This is a genomic window from Catenovulum agarivorans YM01 (assembly GCF_000281085.1).
GTDB lineage: Bacteria > Pseudomonadota > Gammaproteobacteria > Enterobacterales > Alteromonadaceae > Catenovulum > Catenovulum agarivorans.
In genome coordinates this window covers 1-18,025 of the sequence record NZ_JH767522.1, presented here as the reverse complement: position 1 = coordinate 18,025, position 18,025 = coordinate 1, and the positions used below count along the sequence as shown (strand labels likewise).

Below are 18,025 nucleotides of genomic sequence, written 5' to 3'. Positions count from 1 at the left end.
TTAACTTTCAGCAGCGAACATTTTTTGAGGTTTGATTTCACACTCGTTTCCCGTTTGTGTTGTGGAGGCAGCTTGCTCTTTGGCTGTCTCCTTTTTTTGAGGTTTTTATGCAGTGGATTAAAACACTTTTTTGTTTCAGTGTGTTTTTGTTGCTCACAGCCTGTAGTGGTGAGCAAAGTAAAACAACACTTAGGATAGGGCATACTTTAGATACTGAGCATAGTGTACATAAAGCTATGATTTATATGGCTGAGCGCCTACGTCATTATTCTAATGGTGAAATGGATATTGTGATATACCCAAGTGCTCAGTTAGGCAACGAACGTGAAATGGTTGAGCTGTTGCAAATTGGTAGTTTGGCCATGACCAAAGTTTCTGCTGCAACCATTGAAGGTTTTGTGCCTGAAATGAAAATTTTCAGCTTGCCGTATATTTTCCAATCCCGTGAACACAAATGGTCTGTGTTGAATGGTGAGGTAGGACAAAATTTGCTAAGCGAAACTCGTAAAGCGCACTTGGTTGGTTTAGGTTATTACGATGCTGGCAGTCGCAGCTTTTACATGACGGATACTCGAGTTGACTCACCTGAAGATTTAACCAGCAAAAAAATTCGTGTAATGGAAAGCCAAACTGCGGTGAAGATGGTCAATGCTTTTGGTGGAGCCGCAACACCTATTTCTTTCGGTGAATTATATGCCGCTCTACAGCAAGGCGTTGTTGATGGAGCGGAAAACAACCCACCTTCGTTTTACCTGTCACGTCATTACGAAATCAGCAAATATTATATTTTAAATGAACATACTGCCGTACCAGATGTGATTTTGGGTAGCGCACACGTTTATAACAATTTAACCGACCAACAAAAGCAATGGTTAGATAAAGCGGTAGCCGACTCGGTTGAGTTTCAAAAAGAACTTTGGTTAGAAGGTGAGTTACAAGCCTTAGCTGAAGTGAAAAAAGCCGGTGTGGAAGTTATTTATCCTGACAAAACACCGTTTATTCAAGCTGTACAAGATTTCCATGCGAGTTTTGAAGGTACACGTATTGGTCGGTATTTGGCGCAAATTGCTCAAATGAATGAGGACGAATTATGAATACTGTGACCTCACATGTCGAAAGTTTATTAAAGAAATTATTAGTGTTACTGAGTACGTTAATTGTTATTGGCGTGACTTGGCAGGTTATTTCTCGTTACGTGTTGCAGTCGCCTAGTTCTGTTACTGAAGAAGCTGCGCGCTTTATTTTGATTTGGATGAGTCTATTTGGTGCAGCATACGCCTATCAAACGGGCTCGCACCTAGGTTTAGATATTGTGGTGAACAAGTTGTCGAAAAAAAGCCAAATATTTGCCGCTATGCTCTCGCATATTTTAGTGGTTGGTTTTGCACTAAACGTTATGGTTTTTGGTGGATTCTCTTTGGTGGATTTAACCATGGACCCCATTCAAACCTCAGCGGCCCTAGAAATAAAAATGGGTTATGTCTATTTCGCGGTGCCTTTGTCTGGTTTGGTTATCGTTTTATTTGGCTTGAACAAAATCAAGCTGTTAGCATCGAAAGTATAGGGGCTGTAGCAATATTATGGATTATTCCGGTTTAGTGTTAGTTGTCACGTTTTTTGTTTTGTTACTGCTAAACGTACCCATTTCATTCAGTATAGGTATAGCAACGGCCGTCACTATGTTGTTTACAATTGATTATGCGCCAGCTGTAACCACTGTTGCTCAACGATTAGCGGGAGGGGTGAATAGTTTTGTATTATTAGCTATTCCTTTCTTTGTCTTGTCTGGACTTATTATGGGACGAGGTGGTATTGCTAAACGATTAATTGAATGTGCAATGGCCTTAATAGGCTTTTTGCCAGGTGGTTTAGCTTTAGTTAATGTGTTGTCTTGTACTTTGTTTGGTGCAATATCCGGCTCAGCAGTTGCTGCTACCAGTGCAATCGGCAGTTTTATGATCCCACAAATGGAGAAAAATGGTTACGACAAGAACTTTGCTACAGCTGTGACCTGTACATCTGCAACAACAGGTATGTTAATTCCACCCAGTAACATTTTAATTATTTACGCGGTGGCAAGTGGTGGCGTTTCGATTGCAGCTTTATTTGTAGCAGGTTATCTACCAGGAATCTTAGTGGCCTTGTCTTTGATGCTGGTGTGCGCAGGTTATGCAAAAGCGAAAGGTTATCCGACTGGTGCGCGCTTGCCGTTGAACATTGTTGCTCAAAAAGTGAAAGCTGCGATTCCTAGTTTATTACTGATCTTTATTGTGATTGGCGGCATTATCGCGGGCGTATTTACTGCAACCGAAGCGGGGGCAATCGCGGTTATCTATTCGCTTATTTTGTCTGTCATCATTTATAAAGAAGTGAAAATGAGTGAAATGGCAGACATTTTACTTAAATCAGCCGAAACCACCGCCATTGTTATGTTGTTGATTGGCGCGTCATCTGCTATGTCTTGGATAATGTCTTATGTGAATATTCCACAAGCCATTAGTGAGTTTCTATTAGCACTTAGCGATAACCCCTTATTAATATTGTTATTGATTAATGTTTGTTTGTTGGTTATAGGCGCATTTATGGATATGACTCCAGCGGTATTGATTTTCACGCCTATCTTTTTACCAGTTGCTGAAGCTTTAGGCATATCACCGTTGCATTTTGGCATTATGATTGTACTCAACTTATCTATTGGTTTGGTTTCACCACCTGTTGGCTCTGTTTTATTTGTTGGTTGCGCAGTTGCTAAAACATCAATTGAAAAACTGGTTCAGCCGCTTATCCCACTGTATTTGGCCATGATAGCTGTATTGATGCTAGTGACTTATGTACCAGCAATTAGTGAGTTTTTACCAAGCGTATTTGGCTTAGGGGGCTAAGAAATGATTTATGTAGTAATGGGTGTAAGTGGTTGTGGAAAAAGCAGTGTTGGTGAGTTGTTAGCCCAACAGTTAGCAATACCGTTTTATGATGCGGATGATTACCACCCACAAAGCAACGTCGACAAAATGTCAGCGGGCATAGCGCTAAATGACGAAGATAGATGGCCTTGGTTACAACTATTAAATGAACAAATGCAAAGTTGGCAAGCTTCAGGCGGTGCAGTGTTGGCGTGCTCTGCGCTCAAGCACGACTACCGTGAGCGTTTAGCTGGCAACTTATCAGGCTTGGTAACTTTTATATATTTAAAAGGTGGTTTCGAGATTCTATTAACCCGCTTACAAGGACGTAAAGGGCATTTTATGAAATCTGATTTATTGAAATCTCAACTAGCGACCTTAGAAGAGCCAGCGCAAGATCAAGCAATTATTGTTGATATCAATCAGCCGTTAGAAGTGGTTGTAAAGCAAATTATCGAGGAAATTTAAATGAATTTTTCTATTCATGAAACTGCCAAAGCTGGCTTGATTGATGATGCGCAGCTAACCGAAATTATTGATAACTATATTAACCAGCGTTTAAGCCAAGCTAAAAAAATATTGTTGCTGCCGCCAGATTTAACTCGTTTTCATTCAAAGGCCGGTTTTATTACTAGCTATTTGTACCATAAGTTAAAAGACAGTTGCGAAGTTGCAATTATGCCAGCATTGGGCACGCACGATCCTATGACGGACACAGAGCTAGACATGATGTTTGGTGACGATATCCCAAAAGATGTTTTTTATCCGCATTACTGGCGTGAAGATGTCAAAGTGGTTGGGCAAATTGGGGCACAGCGCATTAATGAATTATCCGAAGGCAAATTAGATTACACCATGGATGTCGGGGTAAATAAAATGTTGTTAGATCCAAAATGGGACGCCATTGTTTCCGTTGGACAAATAGTGCCGCATGAAGTAATTGGTATGGCTAACTACACCAAAAACATCTTAGTGGGAGTAGGTGGTGAAGACACCATACACAAATCACATTTTTTAGGTGCGGCGTATGGCATGGAGCGCATTATGGGGCGTATTAGTACACCCGTACGTAGCGCATTAAATGAAGGTTTTGACCAATTTTTAAGCCATTTACCGATTGATTTTATTTTAACTGTACTGGGAAGCGAAAACGGCAAATTGGCGTTAAAAGGAGTGTTTTGTGGTGATGGTTACCAAACCTACGAACAAGCTTGTTTGTTAAGCCAACAACACAACTTAAATTTATTAGATAAGCCGATTAAAAAAGCGGTTGTGTATTTAGACCCAACTGAGTTTAAAACCACTTGGTTAGGTAATAAATCGATTTACCGTACCCGCATGGCGATTGCAGATCGAGGTGAACTTATTGTTTTGGCACCCGGGCTTAAACGTTTTGGGGAAGATATGTCAATTGATGCGCTTATCCGCAAATTTGGTTACAAAACAACAGATGAAACTTTAGCCGCGATTGAACAAAACCCAGATTTAAAAGCGAACCTTTCTGCAGCTGCGCACTTAATTCATGGCACTAGTGATAATAGATTTTCAGTAACCTATTGCCCAAAAGATGCAGTGACTCAAGCAGAAATTGAACAGGTCAATTATCAATATTGTCACTACGATGACATGATTAAACGTTACCCAATTGAACAGTTTGAAAACGGTTGGAACACAATGCCAGACGGTGAAGAGATTTTTTACGTCAGCAATCCTGCGCTTGGCTTGTGGGCAACTAAAGAAAACTTCGAGAACAAATAGGAAGTTGGTATGCATGATAAACATGTTCATCTAGATATTGTTGGGGATATGTTTATCCAAAACACCAACGCCATGCCGACAGGCTTAAAAGCGAAGTTGGAAAATTTACTCGCATTTACACAGCAGTTTACTGCCGCATCAGTCGCGCTCAGTGGCGGAGTTGATAGCATGTTACTGAGTTACATTTTGCACAAGTATTCTGCTTGTAATGTAAATGCACTACATGCCTCGTCGCCTGCTGTGCCCCTATCGGCAACAACTCGACTCAAAGAGTACGCGCACAATTATAAGTGGAACTTACAGATAATAGATGCGAAAGAGTTGGATAATCCAAGCTATCAGAGTAATCCCGTTAATCGCTGTTATTTTTGTAAAAGTAGCTTGTATCAACGTATTCAAGATCATTCCACTGGCACTATATTTTCTGGCACCAATGTTGATGATCTTGCTGACTATCGCCCTGGCTTAGTTGCTGCAAGCGAAAACAAAGTCCGTCATCCATATGTTGAAGCTAACATTTCGAAAACCGAAATATATCAGTTAGCTGCTTATTTTGGGCTAACAGACTTGCAATCTTTACCTGCACAACCTTGTTTAGCCAGCAGAATTGAAACGGGTATACAAGTTACTTCCGAAGATCTTATTTTTATAGATTCCACAGAACGACTAGTGCGTGAAATTGTGCCACAAGTTAAAGATATTCGATGCCGAATAACACATCAAGGTGTAGTTGTTGAACTAACTGAATTGCCGCTAAAAAATAAATTGTCCATATTAGAGACGCAAATAGCACAAGCTTGTTTTAACCAAGGTCGGGTTTTTATTGAAGTGCGCCAGTACAAAAAAGGCTCAGCCTTTTTACATGAAAAATCTGCTCACTGGCAGCAGATTGAAATCAGACAAGTGAGTTAAAACATGAATAATTTTATCTGGGATTCGGAACGAAAAAATCGTACCGCCATTGCTGAAGCGGTATTTTGTGAAGGCAAAAGTAATTCTGATTTACAAGCTATAGTCGAACATAATTTAGCGGCAAAATCTCCGTTGCTTATGACACGTTTATCTAGCGAGCAATGGTTAGCGCTTAAACCTGATATCCGTCAGCAACTTGATTATGAATCTGTTTCAAAAACTGCAATTGCTAACTTGTCTCCAATCGAAAAATTTAACAAACAAGTGTGTATCGTCTGTGCTGGGACTTCGGATATGGCAGTGGCGACAGAAGCCCAGCGTACCTTACTATTCAATGCTATAGAAGCCCCGGTAATTGCAGACGTTGGCGTTGCTGGTTTATGGCGTTTACTCGACAAAATAGAAACGATTAGGCAGTACAAAATTATTATTGCTGCAGCAGGTATGGAAGGGGCTCTATTCAGTGTATTGGCTGGACTGGTTTCCGCTCCAGTAATAGCGGTTCCTACTGCAGTTGGCTACGGTGTTTCTGCGGGTGGACAAGCTGCTTTATCAAGCTCGCTATCATCCTGTTCGCCGGGGATTGTGACTGTCAATATTAACAACGGTTTTGGTGCAGCAGCAGCGGCAGTGAAAATCCTGCGTCAATTTAGCTAATTGGAGATCTTATGTTAGAAGCAGAATTTCTTAATGTTGTTGCGTTAGGTTTGTTTGTTGGTCTAGTTCATGCCTTAGATGCCGATCATGTTATAGCTATGTCTAGTTTCGCAAATACTAGCACCAAAATATCGCATATATTGCGCTACGCCAGTAAGTGGGGGCTAGGCCACGGCGGTATGCTATTGTTCTTGTCAGCATTGCTTGTATTTATTGGGTTGAAGTTACCAAACTGGTTAGTCTATTGCTCAGAACTGGCTGTAGGACTGTTGTTGATTTATCTGGGCATTCGCTTGCTACGAACTGTTGCTCATCGAAGTTTTGATCTAACCAAAAGCAGATTGGCTGAGCATGACCATACCCCTCTGTTTATTGGCATGTTGCATGGTGTAGCGGGCAGTGCACCTGTACTGGCATTGTTGCCAAGCATGTTACAAACACAATTTTTGCAGCATGTTGGATTGTTTTCACTAGGATGTATGCTCGGTATGTCTTCTTTCGGTTTTATGCTAGCGTTGGTGCAAACTCGGTATATTCAATCCTCTGTTAGATTAAGGTCTCGATTTACCTATGGGATGGGGTTCATGTCGGTTGGTTTTGGTGGTTATTGGTTGCTCGGTGCATAGTTTGTTATGCAATATGTTGGTTGTAAATAAAGTGATAAATAAAATACTTTTACTTAAGATTCTCAAGGTCGCCGCGCTTTTTTTTGCCTGCGAAGTAAATGCTCAAGCGAGTACGATTACCTATTATGTTGAAGAAGCAGCTTTGCAACAATACAACACGCGCATCTTGGAAATGGCATTAGAACATGCAGATTTACAAGTTCCGAAACTCAAATCTTTAGATGAAAAAATGACCCGTGAGCAAGCTTTAACAAGAATGGATTCTGGTGACATTGACATAATGTGGCTTGCCACCAGCCAGGAATTTGAAGAAAGGTTTATTCCTGTACGAGTACCTATGTATAAAGGACTCATGAGCTATAGAGTATTAATGATTAGACAAGGAAACGAACAAAAATTTGATGGAATACGAACTTTTACTCAGTTCAAAGAATTAAAAGCGGGTGTTGGACGGTTTTGGACCACAACCAAAGTGTTTAAAGCTGAAGACATCAACTCAGTATTGACGACTAAGGTGCATAATTTATATCCAATGCTGGAAGGTGGCCGCTTTGATTATATTCCACGAGGTGTGATGGAAATTACACCAGAGCTTAAAAAGCATGCCAATTTACCACTGGCTCTGGAGCCTTCTTTATTATTGCATTTACCAACGGCTGTTTACCCCTTCGTCAGTAAGTCTAACCCCAAACTAGCAGAGCTGATAGAAGAGGGGATGTTAAAGGCGTTAGACAGTGGAGAGTTTGATGCATACTTTCAAACAACCAACCAATACTTAGATACATTAAAAATAATTAGTCAGCACAAGTGGAAAGTTATTCCAATCAACAACTCGATTTTACCCAAAGAGACACCGTTACAAAACGAGAAGCTTTGGGTCAATTTTAGTGAATATTTAGAATATTAGGATTTTTATTATGAAAGATAAATCAGATATCGGCCTAGTTGGTTTAGCCGTAATGGGTGAAAACTTAATTTTAAACATGGAGTCGAAAGGCTTTACGGTAACAGCATATAACCGTAGCTACGACAAAGTTGAAAAGTTTTTATCTGGTCGCGCCGAAGGCAAGAATATCCGTGGTGCAAGCAATGTTGAAGAGCTAGTTGCTTCATTGGAAACTCCGCGCAAAATTATGTTAATGGTTAAAGCTGGTCAACCAGTTGATGATTTTATTGAGCAGTTGGTGCCGTATTTAGACAAAGGCGACATCATTATTGATGGAGGTAATACCCATTACCCTGATACAAATCGCCGCGTTCGAGCATTGGCCGAAAAAGGCATTTTATTTGTTGGCTCTGGTGTTTCTGGTGGTGAAGAAGGCGCATTAAAAGGTCCTTCTATTATGCCGGGTGGTTCACTAGAAGCATGGCCAGCAGTTAAAGATATTTTCCAATCTATCTCTGCAAAAGTAGCCGATGAAAATGGTGAATTAACCATTCCATGTTGTGACTGGGTGGGTGATGAAGGTGCAGGTCACTTTGTAAAAATGGTCCACAATGGTATTGAATACGGCGACATGCAGTTAATCTGTGAAGCATATTACTTAATGAAAAACTTATTAGGTATGAGCGCAGATGAAATTCATGAAGTTTTTACACAGTGGAATGAAACTGAATTAGACAGCTACTTAGTTGAAATTACCCGTGATATTTTCGCTTATAAAGATGAAAACGGTGAAGCTTTAGTTGAGAAAATTTTAGATACAGCAGGGCAAAAAGGCACAGGTAAATGGACAGGTGTAACTGCACTTGATCTAGGTGTACCACTAACTTTGATTGCTGAATCAGTATTTGCACGATGTATTTCTGCGCAAAAAGCAACACGTGTAGAAGCTGCGAAAAAAATCAAAGGTCCACAAATTAGTTTTTCTGGCGACAAAGCTGCCTTTATCGAAGATTTACGCCAAGCATTGTTAGCTTCTAAAATTGTTTCATACGCTCAAGGTTACGAGTTAATGAAAGAAGCTGCTAAAGAATTTGATTGGAAATTAAACTACGGCGGCATTGCATTAATGTGGCGTGGTGGCTGTATTATTCGTTCAGCATTCTTAGGTAACATCAAAACTGCGTTTGACACTAATCCAGATTTGAACAATCTTTTATTAGATGATTATTTCTGTCAAACAGTAACAGATGCACAATCTGGCTGGAGAAACGTAGTGGGACAAGCCATTGCAAGTGGCTTAGCGGTTCCATGTTTAAGTGCTGCATTAACCTATTTTGATGGTTTCAGAAGTGAACGTTTGCCAGCGAACTTATTACAAGCACAGCGTGACTTCTTCGGTGCACATACATATGAGCGTATCGATACACCACGTGGTCAGTTCTTCCATACTAACTGGACTGGCCGTGGTGGTGACACTGCATCAACCACTTATGATGTGTAAATAAATTATACCCATGTATCTTCACATTGAGTGGGTAAACCAGCACCGCAGTCGCGGTGCTATTTTTTTCTAACTATCTAGAATCCAACCTTACTTTTCTAAATCAGAAAAATTGAGAGGCTAATATGTTTCGAACCTGTGTATTAACTGCGTTAACCACATCTTTGCTCATTGGTTGTACTTTAACAAATGAATCAAATAGTGAAGGTGCAATAGTAGAAAAACAAGTAGACAATAGAACAACATTTGCACGCTATGTACCAGAGCGAAAAGACGATTTTGCATGGGAAAATGATTTAGTCGCCTTCAGAGCATTTGGTCCAGCAAAGCGTCGGGGATCTGAAAATTCTGGTGTTGATTGTTGGTTAAAACGGGTCAACTATCCAATCGTTAACAAGTGGTACAAAAAAAGTTTAGAGCAACGCATTAGCTATCATGAAGACCACGGCGAAGGTTTAGACAATTACCATGTTGGTTCAACTGCTGGTTGTGGTGGCACGTCATTATGGTTAAACGGAAAAAGAGAGCCGTTAGAAACTTGGGTTAGATGGACAATGCTTGAGCAGAGCACAGCTAAAACCAGTTTCAAACTATATTATGAACACGATATTCAAGGTAAAACTTACCAAGAAGAAAAACTAATCAGCATAGAGCTCGGTCAGCGTTTATTTTATGTAAAATCAACCTTTTTTGTTGATGGCCAAGTAGCTACTAATTTACCTGTTACTGTAGGTATAACCACGCACGATGAAAAAGCAACGACAGTAACAAGCCAAGAAAAAGGTTGGTTTGCTGCTTGGGAAGTGATGGACGGCTACGGTTTAGGTACGGCAGTGGTGGTTGACCCAGCAAGAATCAATCGTTTTGAAACGGTTTTAAGTAATGGTACTCGTGACACAGGCCACGCATTAATTTTATTAGAAACCGATAGCAAAGGCCAAATTGAATACAAAGCTGGTTATGGCTGGGAAAAAGCTGAAGATATTGTTACTTTTGCTCAATGGCAAGCGTATTTAAATAATAATGGATTGGCTAAATAATTCGGCTCAACAAAATATAGTAAGCAAGTTACAACTGCCGTGGTGTAGTTGTAAGTTGAATCCTTGATGTCTGCCGTGCTGGCACTGGACTATAATTCCCCACCAGAAGACAAAGGTAACACATAAATTTTCGGCAGTGTGTAAATAGGAGGATGTTTGCTTTCATCTGCTTTTTTATATTTGTACTGGTGGAAGTGAATAATCATTTTCGTAGGGCTTATACAGCTTATACATATTACAGGCCCTATGGAGTTTTTTCACCCTTGGTTCTAGCAATGTTTATTACCACTAAAAGTTCATTTGTATCAATTCTTTAAATTATCTACATAATCCGCCCACTCTTGCATCATGATGGTTCTTTCCGGCAACAATTCAGCTTTGTTGTAAGTTGAGCGAATACGGTCTTTATCCATGTGTGCCAGCGATAATTCAATGGCATCTGAGTCATATTTTAGCTCATTTAGCATGGTTGAAACCGTATGGCGGATTCCGTGTGATGTGATCACACCTCTGCCTAATGGTTTGCCTGTCTCTGGATGAATCACCCGCATTAACGCCTGGTTTAGCGTGTTTTCACTCATCACCTTACTTTTCCGGCTTCGCTCCGAAGCAAATACAAACTTATCTTCAATAGTTAATGGTTGCACCGCTTTTAAAATTTCGATAGCTTGTGTAGCTAATGGTACTTTGTGCGATCTGTTCATTTTCATTTCGTCAGCAGGAATGGTGATCAGCTTTTCGTTAAAATCAATGTATTCCCACTTTAAAAACCTCATGTTGTATGGTCTTAAGAATATAAGTACCATCAATTTCAATGCTTGTTTTACAACAAAGTCACCTTCGTAGTTCTCAATACCAATTAGTATTTTGGCGAATTCTTTTTCATCCGTAATATGGGCAAAATTAGTCGGCGGTTTGGGTTTAGGTATTAACCGACTAATACTTTCTGCTGGGTTAATGCTTATCATTTGCCTTGATAGTAGGATGTCAAATGTCTGCCGGCAGTAAGTCGCTAAAATTTGTGCTGTTTCGCGTTTGCCTTGCTTTGCAATTGGTTTGATTAGATCAAGCAGGTCGTTAGCCGTAATTTGAGTCACGTCCATTTTATCTAGCACTGGAAACAAGTGTCTCTCCATTGTTTTGCGTTTTTTAATTTCCGTGGCTTGTCTTAACTCTTGGGTTTTAAGCATTTCTAGTGCGTAGTAGCTAAAAGGCCTTGATAATTGTTCATCTCTTTTTGCTTTAAGTTTAGGGTGAATACCTTGTTTAACACTGTCTCTATATTCGTCATGCATTTTTCTTGCAGCAAGTAAGCTCAGTTCAGGGTAGGTGCCTAGAACCACTGTTTGGTATTTCCCATTTAGTTTAAAGTCGTACCGCCAGGATTTGTTACCGGCCGTCGTGGTATATATGTATAAACCACCACCATCAGTTGTTTTGTAACCTTTCTCTTGTGCTTCTAACTTTTTGATTGTGGAGTCTGTTAAGTTTCGCTTCACGTTGGCTGAACCTCATGTATGGAATGTAAAAAGAATAGATTATAAATACCCTATTTGGTACCCTAATACCTTAATATATACCCGTTATCTTCAGGGCTTGAATTGGATGTCTTTGTTTTGTAGGTGTCTGTTTTTGAAGTGGTTGTTGGGTGTCTTGGTGTGTTGTTGGAATGTGGTTTGAATCTCTCCAGGCGCGCCATTTCTTTGCTATACACATCCTCTTGTTATTGTTTCAATCGTTTAGCTACCAAGTTTTTCTGATATGCGTTATTAACATAATTGCTAGCAGAGTAACTGTGAAAATATGTTACCCTTGAAGGTAATTGCGCGATCTTGAGTATTTATCTTGTTTGAAATTCTAATTGTAAACTTTCTATTATTTTTAGGTGCTTTTGTTCAAGGCATTATCGGTTATGGTTTGGGTATTCTGAGCGTTCCGCTGATTTTTATGGTGATGCCCCAGATGATCCCTGCACCTATGATTTTGAATTCGATCTTTTTGTGTTGGATTATCGCGCGTGACAATAAAAGTTATATTGATAGCAATATTCTCAAGTGGCCAATTGTTGGTGCGTTAATTGGTACTGCCACTGCGGCAAGTGTGTTGGCCGGTATTGAAGAGCGCACTTTTGCTTTGATGTTTTCAACCATGCTACTGATATTGATTAGTTTGTCGCTAATGAAACTCAAGTTGCCAATCAATGGCACATCAGGTGTGATAGCCGGTTTTTTTTCTGCTGTATCAGGCACTATTACCGCAATTGGCGGGCCGCCAATTGCTTTGCTGTGGCAAAACTTATTGCCGCAAACCATACGCGCCAATATGTCAGTATTTTTTATCTGCTCCAGTATTATTGCGCTAACCGCTTTGGCTATTATTGGCAAGTTTGGTTGGGCCGAAATTAAGTTATCCGCTTTTACTTTGCCTGGGGTGTTTTTAGGTTTTTATTCGTCACGCCTGATTATTAATAAAATCCCTGCGAAGCAAGTACGTTATGGCATTCTAGCTATGAGTACAATTTCAAGTTTGATGCTGTTTTATAAATACCTTTGATTATCAATTAATTCATATTATTTAATGACTAAATGATTTGGCTTTTGCGCAAGATAAATTTATTATACATGGTTGAAATTTAAGCTTTATCACAACAATTTGGATATGGAAAATGAAAAAAAATAATAGGAATGGACTATTAGTCGCAGGCCTTATTTCTGTTTTATCAGCCTGTGGTGGCGGTGGTTCTTCATCGACGCCAGAGCAGCCAAATGGTGGCGGGTCGAACGGTGGTTCAAACAAAGTTAAATTAGTTGGTGTTTTAACCGACAGCCCAATCAACAATATCAGTTATCAAACCTCTTCGGGTCTATCTGGAAAAACCAACCAAAGCGGTGAATTTAATTATCACGCCGATGATACTATTACTTTTAATTTGGGCAGCATAGAGTTTCCTGATATTCAAGCTCAGGCTTTATTGACGCCGCTAGAACTAATGGAAACGAGAGATGTTAACGCTGCAAAGGTTGTTAATTTACTGCGACTACTACAAACGCTTGATAATGATAACCAGCCAAACAATGGGATTGATATTTCAGAAACGACGATTGCCGCTATTGAGCAAGCTCAAATCAACTTCCAGGACTTTGATACTCCGATTACAAATTTTGCGCAGTTGAGTCAAATTGACTCGGTATTGGCTACCTTTGAAGGTGGCAGGAGTTTAATCGAGCAGCAAGCCGCGATTGAACATTTTGTTGGCACTTTAGCAAGCTTTGATGAGTTTGATTTAGACATGGATGGTATTCCAAATAATCAAGACGATGACGATGATGGAGATGGGGTAGCCGATACATTAGATCTATTCCCATTACAGTATTCTGAAAGCTCTGACTTTGACCAAGATGGTATTGGTGACTTTACCGATACAGATGATGACAATGATGGTATAGACGACGATTCTGATTCAGTCACCCGTATGTTGATTGAATGGGAAAACAGCTCGAGCAATTTGTCGAATACATGGTTAGACAGCAAGACTCAAACACTATTTGCTTTAGATGCAAACAATAATGCCTTGTTTGCCTATGACATCACCACAGGCAAACAAATTAGCAAAAAGACCTTTGATTTTACCCCTTCTCGAATGCAAGTTTCAGACGATAAACAAACCATTTATGTTGTGGTTGTTGAAGAGTTTGCGGATTACAACGTATCAGGGACGAGCCACTTACACGCGTTTAAAGTTGATACGTTGGAGAAAATAAATTCCTATTCGTTGCCGTTTGAAATGCGTGCTTTTGCAATGTTTGACAACAATAGATTAATTGCTGAAAAAGGTGACTATAACGGCGTAGTTTTATTTGATTTAGCGACGGGATTGCAAATAGGTCAACGCATTAATCAATATTCAATTGATAAAATTGTTAAGAAGAGCGATAGCCAAGTTTATTTATTCGATTACAGCTCAATTATTCTACTAAATGTAACCGCTAGTGGTTTGCAGCAAGTTTCTGACTCTTATACTTATTGGAGTAGCAATGGTGCATGGGTATTACCGAATTTTGAACATGCCATTAGTCGATATGGTGATGTGTATAGTTTGGAAGCCGGCTCGGTAGTTAGTTCTATCTCGGTGCAAAATATTGTTGATGTGTCGGTGGATGAATCGCAGAATTTAGTTGCGATAACCAGTGCAAATGGTTCGGTTACATTGTTAAACGCAGAATCAAATGAAGCATTTAAGGTATTAACCGTAGCTGGAGAGCCAATAATCTACACTATGGATCAGTACTTTAGTTACGCAGTCACCTTACAGGGCGGTAAGCTGTATACAGTCAAACAGAATCACCCTTGTTTGAGTTGCTCAACTAACACAACGCCTGTGGCAAATTATACTTACACGCCAAGTGCAGGTGATACAGGTGAAACTTATGTATTTGATGCAAGCTCAACTGTGGATGCTGACAACAACCCTTTGACATATCGTTGGGATATAAACAACGACGGTGTTTGGGAAACTGCGTATTCTAGCCAAGTGACTTTCGAACATAGATTTCCATTAGCCGGCAGTAAATTTGTAAAACTTGGAGTAAAAGATCAGTTTGGCGCTGTAGCAGAAAAAGTATTAACTTTTGATGTTGCTCAAGGTATCACTAGCCCGATAGCTATTACCGATGCAACTGCCAATCAATTTGATTTTAGTTCAAGTTATGCAGTATTCGACCAGCAAAGACAGCTAGCTTATGTGTTGTCAGTTGAAGACAAAAAAGTTATTCAGATTAATTTACAAACAGGTATGGCTGAGCAGTACTTGCCTGTGTATGGGCAGCCTCGTGCGATAAGTATTGATCCAAGTAATCAAACTTTGTTTGTTATCTCTGCGGAAACTAATTCTTACTGTTATTCTGACGGCTTAACTCAATATATAGCCAAAATAGACTTATCTAATTTTAGCGAGGTTAAACTGCATCCGACTCATGGCTGTATTGAAGACATTGATGCAGTCACTAAAGACCTGTTAGTTATTTCAGACGATTCCAACAATGAAGTAATAGCGTTAGATTTTTCGCAAGACGAAGTTAAATCAACTACTTTAGATGTTCCACAAGTCTATTCGAGTCATGTCCTTGTTGATGCAGCTAACAATCAGTTACTTATCACAGGTTGGCGGGAAGTTAATTACTACACTATCAATGGCAATCAAGTTAGCCTAAGTTCGACTGTTAGTTTGTCAGAATCAATTGATGATGTAGCTATAATTTCTGATTTAGGTAACTATGTTGCGTCAAATTATGGAGAAATATTCACGAAAGCAGGCTTTTCTCGAATTTTTCAGATTGACTCGAACATTTCGTATAGTGCTCAACGCGCCGTGGCGTTTGATGATGCTAACTCACTTGTATTTGCTCACACTGATAGTGGGGTAATTAGTTATTTCAATACCAAAGGTCAAATTGAGTTAGATGCATTAACTTTTAATAGCAACTTATATCCGCAGAATATGGCTATCATAGGTGAAAAAATTTACCTATTAGCGAATAACAATAATTCAGGCAGTCAGCTTGTTACCTTTGACCACCCATGTACTACATGTGGCATCAGCACTGAACCAATGGCAGATTTTACTTATACACCAGCAAGTATGGGGACGACAGCAGATGAATTTGAATTTAATGCGTCGGCTAGTTCAGATGCTGAAGATGATGCAACAAAACTTCAATATCGCTGGGATATTGATAATGATGGTGAATGGGATAGCGAGTTTTTAACAACCGCATCTTTTAAGCATAAGTTTTTTGTTCCGGGTAGTAAAAGCGTTAAGTTACAAGTGCGTGACAGCTCAGGTTTAACAGCTGAAAAAACTTTAAGTTTCTCGATAGAGCAAGGTCAAATCGCAGCAACAGCAGTGACCGACTCAACGGCTAATCTGCTTGACTACACGCCAACAGATACTTTGTTGGAGCCAAGTCGAGGCAAAATCTTCAACACGGATGCGGTCAATAATAGGCTGTACACTGTGGATTTGGCGACGGGTAAAACTGAAAGCTATTTTGATTTTGCCTACAAGCCAGAAAGCTTAGCTTTGTCTAACGACAATAACACGCTGTACGTATCTTTGGCTGTACAAGCGCACAGTCCATATTGGTGGGATGAAGACCAGTATGGTTATATTGCTGTGATTGATCTCACTACAAATACACTTATCAACAGTTTTAAAATTAATGTCGATCCATACGATATCGCAATTACAAAAGACAATAGATTGTTAGTATCTCCAGGCTCAGGCCAATGGGTTGATTTGCATATGTACAACCCAAGCACAGGTTCAGAAGTTACCAGTGCAGGTTCAATTTATCATTTGTCGTCAATATTGTTGAATGAACAAAAAGATAAAGCAGTTGTGTATGACCATAACTCGATAGATGTTTTCAGCTTGTCTAGCTCAAGCATCAGCCAGACTAGTGGCTATATTTCAAATTATTATGCTCAAGGATTTGCTCAGTTAATCTCGGGTGGTTCGCATATGGTTAATGCGCTGGGGCAAATAGCTGAGATATCAGATTTTTCAGTGGTTGCTCAATTAGATGCTAGCTATTCATCCGCTATAGTTGCTGTTGCTGAAGATACAACAAACGGCTTGTTGTTTGTATTAAAAGGCTCAGAGTTGATTACCTATAACACCAGCAGCTGGTTGGAAATATCACGGCAAAATGTTGTTCAGGCTGAGTGGATATCTTTCTATAACGATAAACTGTATATCATAGAAAATAGCTTTGGCAGTTATAGCTTGTCTGAGTTAGACCACCCATGCGCGGATTGTGCGGATAACTCAGCTCCTGTTGCTAGCTTTAGCTATACGCCAGAAGCCGATGGTTCAACAACTGATACCTATGTATTTGACGCTTCAAGCAGTACAGATGCAGATTCTGATGATGTTCTACAATATCGTTGGGATGTAAACGGCGATGGTGTTTGGGATAGTGAGTTCTCAACTTCAACCAGCTATGAGCACCAGTATCAATTGAGTGGTAGTTATGCCGTGTCTTTACAGGTAAAAGACGCTAATGGATACACAAATATTAGCAAACAATTTGTATCAGTTGTTTTTGGTTCAGTTGAAGGGCAGGTGGTAGATGACCGCGGCGCTTATCAGCTTGCAGGAAATATAACGGATGCCGTTTATGTTGAAGCAACTGATACCGTTTATTACATCAGCCCTGAAGACAACACTGTCTATTTGATGAACTTTTCTGATGTGCAATTAACCAAATCTTTCCAATTAGCTTATCCTCCAGAGGCGATAACGGTTTCACCTGATGGTGCAAAAGTTTATGTTGCTTTGGTTGTTCAAGCACATGGTTGTTGTTGGCAGGAAGATGAACAATACGGTTATGTTGCCGTGTTTGACACTGCATCTGAATCTATGACTAGTTTGTTGCGCGTAGACATAGACCCTTTCGATATCTTGGTAGATAGTCGAAATAAACTTTATATTAGTTCGGGTTCAGGCCAATGGACAAACTTTAATGCTTACAATGCTGAGACTGGTAGTTTGATAGCTCAAAGTTTTATTCGACATAGATCTTATATCGCTATGCACCCAACTGAAAACTGGATTTTTGCAGCAGACACTGATCTGTCTCCATCAGATATTGAAAAATTTACCATTAGCGGTTCTGGTACATCAAGTATCATAGCAGCCGGTGATTCTCCTTATCACGGCGACTATCGTATGAGTGGTGGGG

Annotated in this window: 14 protein-coding genes; 13 read left to right on the top strand and 1 reads right to left on the bottom strand. The window is 39.9% G+C overall.

Annotated elements, in window-relative coordinates:
• The first annotated feature begins 107 nt into the window (after positions 1-107).
• From WSC_RS0102775 to WSC_RS0102725, 11 genes are all read left to right on the top strand, one after another.
• Entirely contained in the window at positions 108-1,094 is a 987-nt protein-coding gene (locus WSC_RS0102775; protein ID WP_016954376.1) for a TRAP transporter substrate-binding protein, read from the top strand.
• Positions 1,091-1,564 (top strand): TRAP transporter small permease, encoded by a 474-nt coding sequence (locus WSC_RS0102770; protein WP_016954375.1) that lies wholly within the window; start codon positions 1,091-1,093, stop codon positions 1,562-1,564. The genes WSC_RS0102775 and WSC_RS0102770 overlap by 4 nt, the downstream gene beginning before the upstream one ends.
• A gap of 16 nt (positions 1,565-1,580) precedes the next feature.
• Complete coding sequence (locus WSC_RS0102765; protein ID WP_016954374.1) at positions 1,581-2,882, top strand: TRAP transporter large permease; 1,302 nt, start codon at positions 1,581-1,583, stop codon at positions 2,880-2,882.
• Positions 2,883-2,885: 3 nt separating this feature from the next.
• Positions 2,886-3,371 (top strand): gluconokinase, encoded by a 486-nt coding sequence (locus WSC_RS0102760; RefSeq protein WP_016954373.1) that lies wholly within the window; start codon positions 2,886-2,888, stop codon positions 3,369-3,371.
• Positions 3,372-4,661 carry a nickel-dependent putative hexonate epimerase gene (locus WSC_RS0102755; RefSeq protein WP_016954372.1) on the top strand — a complete coding sequence of 430 codons (1,290 nt, stop codon included), beginning with the start codon at positions 3,372-3,374 and terminating at the stop codon, positions 4,659-4,661. It begins immediately after the preceding gene.
• A 9-nt stretch (positions 4,662-4,670) separates the two neighbouring features.
• Positions 4,671-5,573, top strand: a complete 903-nt coding sequence (gene larE / locus WSC_RS0102750) for an ATP-dependent sacrificial sulfur transferase LarE (protein WP_016954371.1) — start codon at positions 4,671-4,673, stop codon at positions 5,571-5,573.
• A gap of 3 nt (positions 5,574-5,576) precedes the next feature.
• Positions 5,577-6,230 (top strand): nickel pincer cofactor biosynthesis protein LarB, encoded by a 654-nt coding sequence (larB, locus tag WSC_RS0102745; RefSeq protein ID WP_016954370.1) that lies wholly within the window; start codon positions 5,577-5,579, stop codon positions 6,228-6,230.
• A gap of 11 nt (positions 6,231-6,241) precedes the next feature.
• The gene (locus tag WSC_RS0102740; protein WP_016954369.1) at positions 6,242-6,856 is read left to right on the top strand and encodes a hypothetical protein; all 615 of its coding nucleotides are present in this window, start codon (positions 6,242-6,244) and stop codon (positions 6,854-6,856) included.
• Positions 6,849-7,763 (top strand): hypothetical protein, encoded by a 915-nt coding sequence (locus WSC_RS0102735; RefSeq protein ID WP_157447168.1) that lies wholly within the window; start codon positions 6,849-6,851, stop codon positions 7,761-7,763. The genes WSC_RS0102740 and WSC_RS0102735 overlap by 8 nt, the downstream gene beginning before the upstream one ends.
• Before the next feature lie 10 nt (positions 7,764-7,773).
• Positions 7,774-9,243 (top strand): decarboxylating NADP(+)-dependent phosphogluconate dehydrogenase, encoded by a 1,470-nt coding sequence (gnd, locus tag WSC_RS0102730; protein WP_016954367.1) that lies wholly within the window; start codon positions 7,774-7,776, stop codon positions 9,241-9,243.
• 125 nt (positions 9,244-9,368) lie between these two features.
• Positions 9,369-10,283 carry a DUF4861 family protein gene (locus WSC_RS0102725; protein WP_016954366.1) on the top strand — a complete coding sequence of 305 codons (915 nt, stop codon included), beginning with the start codon at positions 9,369-9,371 and terminating at the stop codon, positions 10,281-10,283.
• 305 nt (positions 10,284-10,588) lie between these two features.
• Here the strand turns inward: WSC_RS0102725 and WSC_RS0102720 are convergent, their stop codons facing one another.
• On the bottom strand, positions 10,589-11,782 hold the full coding sequence (locus WSC_RS0102720; RefSeq protein WP_016954365.1) for a tyrosine-type recombinase/integrase: 1,194 nt from the start codon (positions 11,780-11,782) through the stop codon (positions 10,589-10,591).
• Positions 11,783-12,128: 346 nt separating this feature from the next.
• On the opposite strand from WSC_RS0102720, the gene WSC_RS0102715 reads away from it, so the two are divergent.
• Positions 12,129-12,836, top strand: coding sequence for a sulfite exporter TauE/SafE family protein (locus WSC_RS0102715; RefSeq protein WP_016954364.1), 708 nt, complete (start codon positions 12,129-12,131; stop codon positions 12,834-12,836).
• A gap of 112 nt (positions 12,837-12,948) precedes the next feature.
• Positions 12,949-18,025, top strand: a 5,077-nt coding sequence (locus WSC_RS21665; protein ID WP_040393795.1) for a PKD domain-containing protein, incomplete at its 3' end; no start/stop codon positions are given.